The 7,827-nt window shown below is 66.2% G+C and carries 2 protein-coding genes and 1 pseudogene; 1 reads left to right on the top strand and 2 read right to left on the bottom strand.

The window, feature by feature from the left end:
* A pseudogene (locus ACWC21_RS39870) lies at positions 1–164 on the top strand (IS630 family transposase); the annotation flags it as partial.
* A 94-nt stretch (positions 165–258) separates the two neighbouring features.
* Here the strand turns inward: ACWC21_RS39870 and ACWC21_RS39865 are convergent.
* Both ACWC21_RS39865 and ACWC21_RS39860 read right to left on the bottom strand, forming a co-directional pair.
* Positions 259–768, bottom strand: coding sequence for an SUKH-3 domain-containing protein (locus tag ACWC21_RS39865; RefSeq protein WP_450889522.1), 510 nt, complete (start codon positions 766–768; stop codon positions 259–261).
* Positions 768–7,595: an RHS repeat-associated core domain-containing protein gene (locus tag ACWC21_RS39860; protein WP_450889520.1), complete on the bottom strand. Its 6,828-nt coding sequence runs from the start codon at positions 7,593–7,595 to the stop codon at positions 768–770. Before ACWC21_RS39860 ends, ACWC21_RS39865 begins: the two co-directional genes overlap by 1 nt.
* Positions 7,596–7,827 lie beyond the last annotated feature (232 nt).

Below are 7,827 nucleotides of genomic sequence, written 5' to 3'. Positions count from 1 at the left end.
AAGGCGTCTGGGCCCACCTGAAGAAGCCCCTGGCCAACCTCGCACCCCGCTCGATCGAAGACCTCACCCCGCTCGTGAAGAACCGCTTACGCAGCCTCCAACGCCGCCCCGGAGTACTCGACGGCTTCATCGCCGGAACCGGACTGGCACTGGAGCCTCCGTAACGCCGTCACCCCACCGTTTCAACCTCAGCGGCAACTACTGCCGTCAACCAGGCCGGAAGCCCCGTTAGACGAAGCTCTACGCGGCCGAGATTCACTAACGAGAATAAGGTCTCGGCCAAGGATCGAGTCCCGGATCGGAGTACAGGCAGATGAGTGGGCGATTCGCGCAGACTGCCAACTCTAGGGAGTCTTCAAAGGTGGAACCAAGCTCCCAAATCCAGCCCATGCCAGCAGCAACCACCCTCCCCCCAGCTTCGACGAACACGCTCGAATAACTGATCCATTCACCGATGGGGAAATAGTCCCCACCGAGAACACTCTCCACCTCTGTCGCTAGATCGCGCTGCCCTGATCCAGCGGCTCTGGGATCGAAATTGTAAGGCTCGTCATTACTGAAGTTCGGGCCGACTCTATTGACCGGCTCGATTGAGAGCCCTCCCAGCGCCGCGAGGATTTTCTCTGCCAATGGGTGGGACCGGTACCCTTCACCCTCCAGCGGCTCCACCCATTGACCTGTGTCAACCTTCCTTCCTGCGTTCCACCCGGACGCAACAAGTGCCCCAAGCAGATCCTCGCTGAGCGAGTCGAAGCGAATCAGGGACATCAGTTGATCTCCAGGTCTTCCAGCAGTCTGCCACAACGGCCGCAGGGGTGAGCCGGTTCACCATGCCCATCCGTATTCGATGTCGGCATGGAGTTATTCCGTGTCCTTACCGTTTGCATGGTTCCACCCCTGATGGCCTCGGACCCCTCCGCCGCCTGCGCCTGAATTAGACAGTGCACCTCCGCGCACCCCCCATGGTGACCTGCCCGTTCGAGTGCATCCGCCAACGACCCTTCTGCCTGCTGGCCGTGCTTATTGCGGCCGTAGTACTTCGCGCCTGAGGGAGATGTGTACTCGGAGGCAAACTTCACCCCAGGTTCGTTGCGAACACTGTCGGCATAGTCACCAAGGTTGCAGTTGTGAACGAGGAGTGGCGTGGCCCCCGCCAGCACATAGTACGTGTGCAGGTTACCGACCGTGAGGTCGTAGGTGGTGCCATGGCGGTGAAAGTTGTGGACCGCGGTGACCGTTACCCGTGTGCCGTCGGAGCTGCGGAGTTGCGTGCCCGGAGTCAGGTCGTCGGCGTCGGTCCAGCGGTGGTGGGTGGCGTCCCAGAAGGGGTGGTGCCAGGTGGTGGTGAGCTTGTGGGCGTGCGACTTGCCACCGCGCGGCGGGCCGCGGGTGGGGGTGCTGTCCAGAGTGAGGGTGGTGAAGTCCTTGTCCGTCTTGGTGACGATGACCTGCTGGACCTTCTCCGGCGCTGTGACTCCGGTCTGCGGGTCGGTGGCCAGAACCGTATCGCCGGCTTTCACCTTGCTGATCGGCTTCGACGATCCGTCGGACAGGCGGACGGCCGTACTGGGTACGAAGCTGTGCACGGCGCACGTTGCTTCTTCGGCGCCCTCAGCCCCACTCTTCTCTGCTGCTCTGGCCTCCTCGATGGCGTGTTCCGCCTTCACCGCGTCTTCAGCGAGTTTCGCGGCTTCCTCGGCGTCCTTGACCGCCGTGTAGGCGCGGTCCAGGGAACGCCAGATTTTGAAGGCCTCGACACCGACCTTGACGGCTTTGAATATCTTGCCCCAGGGGACTGCGGTCAGGGCGGTGTTGATGCAGCCCATGACGTCGCCCTTGGTGAAACAGTTGTAGGCGTCGGTGACACCGATGACATCGGCGACCAGGTTGAGCAGGCGGTGCTTGAGACCGGAAGCCTGCTTCTTGGCCGCGGCGGCCGTGGCATCGGCCGTGGCTTTGGCCCGGGCCACGGCGCGGGCCGCGGCCTGCGGGTCGTACGTCTTCTTGCTGATGTTGCCGCCGCTGTAGCCGATCGAGTGGCCGTCGGAGCAGCGACCGTGGTGGCAGACGGCGGTGTTCGGGCCGCCGGGGTCGACGGGGCCGGTCGTGACGTAGCGCTTGGGGTTGCTCTTGCTGGTCCCGGTGCCGCCGATGGGGTAGCCGATGCCGCACTGGTCGGCCATGCACAGACCTGAGGGGTCGGACTCGGTGACCGGTGAGTCGCCGGCGTAGTCGTAGGCGTTCCAGGTCTGCGGGGAGCCCGGGTCCAGGAGGGGGTCGGGGCTGAGGAAGCGGCCGATGGAGGGGTCGTACTCGCGGGCGCCGAGGTTGGTCAGGCCGGTGTTGTCGTCCTGGGTTCCACCGACGTAGCCCCGCTGTCCTGCGGTCCAGGTCCCGGACTGGTCGCGGCTCTCCCCGAAGGGTTTGTACTGGCGGCGTGTGACCTGCTGGGTCTGGGAGTCGATCGCCAGGGTGCTGGTGCCCTGCCGGTCAGGGATCAGGTAGCTGAACTTGCCGTCCGAGGAGTGCGTGGCCACCGTCTCGCCGGCGATGGAGATGTAACGCACGCCGTCGGCACTCGTAGCGCCCTGCTTTAGGGTGATCTCCTCATCGCCCGTGTAGAGGGTGGTCGCGTCCGGGCTGCGCCGGATCAGCAGGGTGCCGTCTGCGTCGTACAGGTACTTCGTGTCGTCGGCCGAGCCCGTGGAGGACAGTTCGGACAGGTGGTCTTCGTCGTCGTAGGTGAAGGTGTCGGTGCCCGCGCGGGTGGTGCGCGTGCGGACGTTGCCGTCCTCGTCGTAGGTGTAGGCGTCCGTGGTGCCGGCCGTCGAGTCTCCCGGCACCACGGTGTCCACCTTGGCCACCGCGTGGGCCGGGCCCTTGCCCGCCTCGACGGGTGTGTACGTTGACGTCGCGTCGTGGGAGGCGTCACCGGTGGTGTCGTGGTCGACCTGGCTGGCCCGGGCACCCGTGGCGTCGTAGGTCCATGACTGCCAGTACGGGGAGGGGCCACCGACCGTGGTGGAGGCACCGGTTGTTGGGGTCGCCGCGCAGTCGTCGGTGGCCGTCCACGCGGCCTTGAGACGCTGCGCCCAGTCATAGGTGAAGCACTGGGTGTCGGTGGTGTCTGTCTCGAGCCTGTCGGTGATCTTCGTGACGTTGCCGGACGGCTGGTAGCTGTAGCTGGTCTTGTCTGCGATGGCGGCGCCGGACTTGCTGACGGTGGTGGAGTCCGTCAGCCGGTGGGTCTGGTCGTCGTAGTTCAGGGTCTGCTGGGTGAAGTTGCCATCGATCCCGTAAGTGAACTGGTACGGCTCGTCGAACTCGGTGTAGCTGAGTTTGTCGACGTACTGCCAGCTGTTCACACCGCCGACAGCGATGGGATGGTCGAAGGCGTCGTAGGTGTAAGCGACCGTCTCCTGAGGCAGCTTGACGGCGGCCGGGTCCTGGTCGGTGTAGTTCTTGAGCGTGCCGGTCAGGTTGTAGGTGCTCTGGTGGATGTAGTTACCGGCCAGTGCGCCTTCGGCGGCCGGGACGACGAGTTCGCTGGCCTGTGCCCAGCCGTGGCTGTCGTAGCCGAGGACCTTGTCGGTGTAGGCGCTGCCGCTGGTGCCGCCCACATAGCGAGTGGAGGATGTGGGCTTGCCCTTCTTCAGGGTGTCGTACGACCAGGAGGCCAGCTCGTTGCCGGCGGAGGGCGTGGCGCCGCCGGTGAGGTCGTACTCGGCCTTCTTGCGGCCCATCTCGTCGTACGCGTAGCCGATGGTCTTGCCGCGGTTGTCCGTGGTCGTCAGCAGCTGGCCGGCGTTGTCATAGGCGGAGGTGGAGGAGCCGGTGTCGGGGTCGGTCTGGGAGGTGCGGCGCCCCAGGAGGTCGTAGCCGCTGCTCCAGGTGTGCCCCTGACCGTCGTCCTGGCCGATCTGGTGACCCGCCGCATCGTAGCTGTAGGTGACGGTGTCCGCGGCGCCCGTGGGCGTACTGCCGTGGTAGCGGACCAGCTTGACCGGCTGGTCACGTGCGTCGGTGTACGTCGTCGTGGGGGTGGCCCCGGCAGGCGGGGTGACGTCAACACGGTCGGAGCCGGGATACGCCGTGGTCGTGCGCCACGTTTCCGAGGCGAAGTGGTAGGCGATCGAGGCCGTCACCCGGCCCGCGCCGTCGTAGACCGTGGTGGTCTGGGAAGGCGTCTTGTTGTCGGGGGCGTCCACGAGTGTGCCGGAGGGGGCGCCGCTGTTGTAGTAGGCGTTGGAGGCGCTGGCCGCCCAGCCGTGGCTGTCGTAGACGGTGTCGGTGATGGTGCGGCCGCCGTCGACGGTCGCCGTCTGGGTCTCGCGGGGGCGCAGCATCGCGTCGTAGAGCGAGATGCTGGTGCGGTAGGCGTTGTTGTCCTGGAGGGTCTGGGTGGTGACCGTGGACGGCGCCGACGGGGAGAGGTCGTAGCTGTACTTGGTGTTGGGATTGTTGTCGGTGGGGAAGCCCGGGTTCCAGACGGCGGTGAGGCGACCGAGGGGGTCGTAGGTGCTGGTGGTGGTGTAACCGGCGGCGTCGGTCGTCTTCAGGTCGAGGCCGCGGGCGGGGTCGAGGGTGGTCGTGGTGGTGAAACCGGCGGTCTGGCCGGTGACCTTCGGCCGGGTGACCGTGATGCCGGTCGGGTTGGCGCCGGTCGCCGGTGTGTACGCCGTGGTGGTGGTGCGGTTGTCGGCGTCGGTCTCGGTGCGTTCACGGCCGTAGGAGTCGTAGGTGTTCTTCAGGGCGGTGATGTAGTGCGGGGTCCCGTCGGCGGCCACCGAGTCGGCCTTCTGGACCATCGTGACATCGCCCTTGGTGGGCGTGGCGGTGTTGTCCGTGGAGTTGTCGAAGAACGTCAGGTCGTCACTGACCAGGTCCGCCGGGTATTTCGGGGTGGCTGAGCAGGAGACGGCGACTTCCTGGACGCGGCGCGGTACCGGCAGGAGGTTGCCGGAGGCGTCCGTGGCGTACCAGGTCCGGGTGCAGGTGTCGTCGGTGGACGTCGAGACGTCACCCTTGTCGTCCGCTGCCTTGGGCAGACCGGTGGCGTCGTCGATGGTGTAGTCGATCTCGGTGGTGAGCTTGGTGCCGTCCGCTTTTGTCGTGATGGTGCGGACCCGTTTGGTATTGGCGCGGCGGGCGATCAACGGGTCGAGCCCGGACTTCTTGCGGGACTGGGTGGCTGTCGCCGGCGAGCTCCAGGGGTCGGTGATGCCGTCCGACAGCAGTGCGCCGCCGTCACCGTTGTAGGACTGTGCTTCGAAGGACTGCCCGGCCAGCCAGTCGGAGTCCTTCTGCGCGTCGTCAGCCGCGCTGTCGTTGAGGGTGACGCTCCGAGTGCCGGAGGAGGTCTTGTCACCGTCCATGCCTCGGAAGAAGGTCTCCCGGGACAGGGTGATCTTCCCAGGCGACGTGCCGGTGCGGGTCTCGACCGTCCCGTAGCCCCGCCACTGGTTCCAGGTGCGGTACTTGTCCTGGGTCAGCGGGTCGTCGTTGAAGTGCCAGGCTGGATCGCCGACGTAGGTGTAGGAGGTCTGGACGGGAAGGCCACCGGCTGTGGGGTCCTGCGCCGTGACGGAGTTGACGACGAACTTGTTGAACCAGTCCAGCTGCGGCGATGTCTGCCCCGGCGGTGTCCAGTACTGCGGATAGCAGCGGTAGGTGTTGCTGTCCGGGCTGGAGGGCAGCACGGTGGTGCCTGCGCGATGGCACTGGGCCGCGCTGTAGTCGACCGTGACCACCTCACCGGACTCGGTGGTCACGGTGGTCATCCGGTAACGGGTGATGGGCTGGTAGCCGTCCAGACCGTCGACCCGGTTGGCCAGCGCCTGACCGGCGAACTTCACCGGAGGGAGGGAGAGACTGCCGCCGTCCTTGCCGGTGTGCACGATCTGGCTCAGCCACAGCGACGGGGTGGTGGTGTCCCCCGTCGGTGGGAAGATGTGGGTCAGGGACCAGGCGTCCACGTCCTGGTAGGCGGATCCGACAAGGACCTGGGTCCGGATGCCCGTCAGGCGCTTGGTGGTGTAAAAGGCCGGCCCGTGGTTGTTGCACGTGCCGGAGGAAGCACAGGTCTGGTCGGCGGGTACGTCCGGCCAGTGCGAGGCGTTGGCGGTCGTCAACTTCGACGGCGCGCAGTCGAAACCGGAGTCGGACAGACAGCGCTCGGATGAATCGAAGAAGACCTGGGCTGTCGCAGGTGCCGTGGTGTCGTAGACCTTGCCCGCCAGCTGACCGTACTGGATCTTCGAGAGGTAACCGCCGCGACTGTACGGGGTGGGGGTGGTGGAATTGTCCCTGCCGTAGTAGTTGCTCTCGGGGGTGTACCAGTAACTGATGGCGTTGCCGTGCGGATCGACCGTGTAGTCGAGGTTCCAGCGGTATGCCTGCTGGCACCAGGAAGCAGCGAACGTGCTTGCGTGACACGGCTCATTCGAGTCATTGCCGTACACGGGAGTCGTGAACACGGAGTTGGTCGTCGCGTTGCCCGATGCCCAGCCGGGCAGCCGGTTGAGGCCGAAGTAGTACTTGGTGCCGTCGGCGGTGGTGACGACGAAGTACTCGTTGTCGTTGTCGCCGTTGACCGTGTCGTTCTTGATCTCGATCTTCTCGCCGTTGTCGCCCTGCGGGTGCCAGGTCCCGGTGGAGTCGTCATGGACCAGCGTGTTGGACGAGCCGTTCAACGACAGCGTGAGCGTGTCGACGGCGTCCGACCAGCATTCGTCGGCGGTCTTCGGCGTGCCGTTCGCCGCGTCGTCGGAGCAGGAGGTGTAGCTGCGCTCGACGAAGCCGGGCGAGTAGTCCCATCCGTCGCCGATCCAGGAGGACTGACCATTGGTCGATGAGGTACGCCCGTCCACGCTCTGCGAGCTGTAGTCCAGCGACACGCTCGGGGCCAGCCCCCCGGGGACGTCGGGGACGGAGATGGGGTACGAGTAGGAGAAGGCACCGCTCGAGCCGCCCGCCGACCACTGTCCCGACGAGGCCAGCGAGGTGGCAGCGTAGCTGCCACCTCCACCCGAGGTGCTGGCAACCGCAGCAAGCACCAGCTGTTCTGTGCCTGCGCTTGACTTGGTGGTCGCGTGGGCCGGCAAGGCGACCTGGGCCGACACGGTGTGGGTCTTGTCGTTGTTGCTGGAGGGCAGCGGAGTCTGCTTGCGGCACGCGGCAGCGTTCGGGGTGGTCAGCGCGCATGCAGGCAGGCGAACGAGGCGCAGCCGGCCCGCCCAGTCACCGCCGTAGACGTCTTTGAAAGCCGAGTAATCAAGCGCTACTTGCGTGGTGCCGCCTGACGAACCGGCGTCCGGTTGCAGAGCGAGGACCACGCCGCGCACGCCAAGTTTCTGCGCGGCTGCCTGACCCGGCAGCTTCACCTGCACCCGTGTGCCGGCAGCCTCCGGACGGCTGCCCTTGGCCTGGCCGATGGAGACCGGCAGGCCGCCGACGCGGGCGGCGGTGGTGCCCTGCGTGGGCACGGCCACAGCGGCCGTTCCGGCCTCTGGCCAGGACCGGTGCGCTGCGGTCGTGCTCCAGCGCTGCATGCGCGCCGACTTCGCCGCTTTTCCCTTGACCGGTGCGACGGGCACCGAGGGTTCCCTCTTCGCCGCCACAAGATGATCCGAGCGGTGGCTGTCGGCAGCCGCGTCCTGAGGTGTGAGGACCGAAACGAGCAGACTCAAGGCGGCGGTTACGACAACCCATAACGCAGGGGCTCTACGTAACCGCATGGTCTTGCCGTACAACCGCCACGGTAAATTGCGACGCACTCCGGACCCCCCATTCCAGCACGGCTGCCGAAGAGATATTCGATCAGTCCGG

The organism is Streptomyces sp. NPDC001348 (assembly GCF_053597535.1).
The sequence above is the reverse complement of the archived record's forward strand: the minus strand, read 5'-3'. Positions and strand labels throughout refer to the sequence as shown.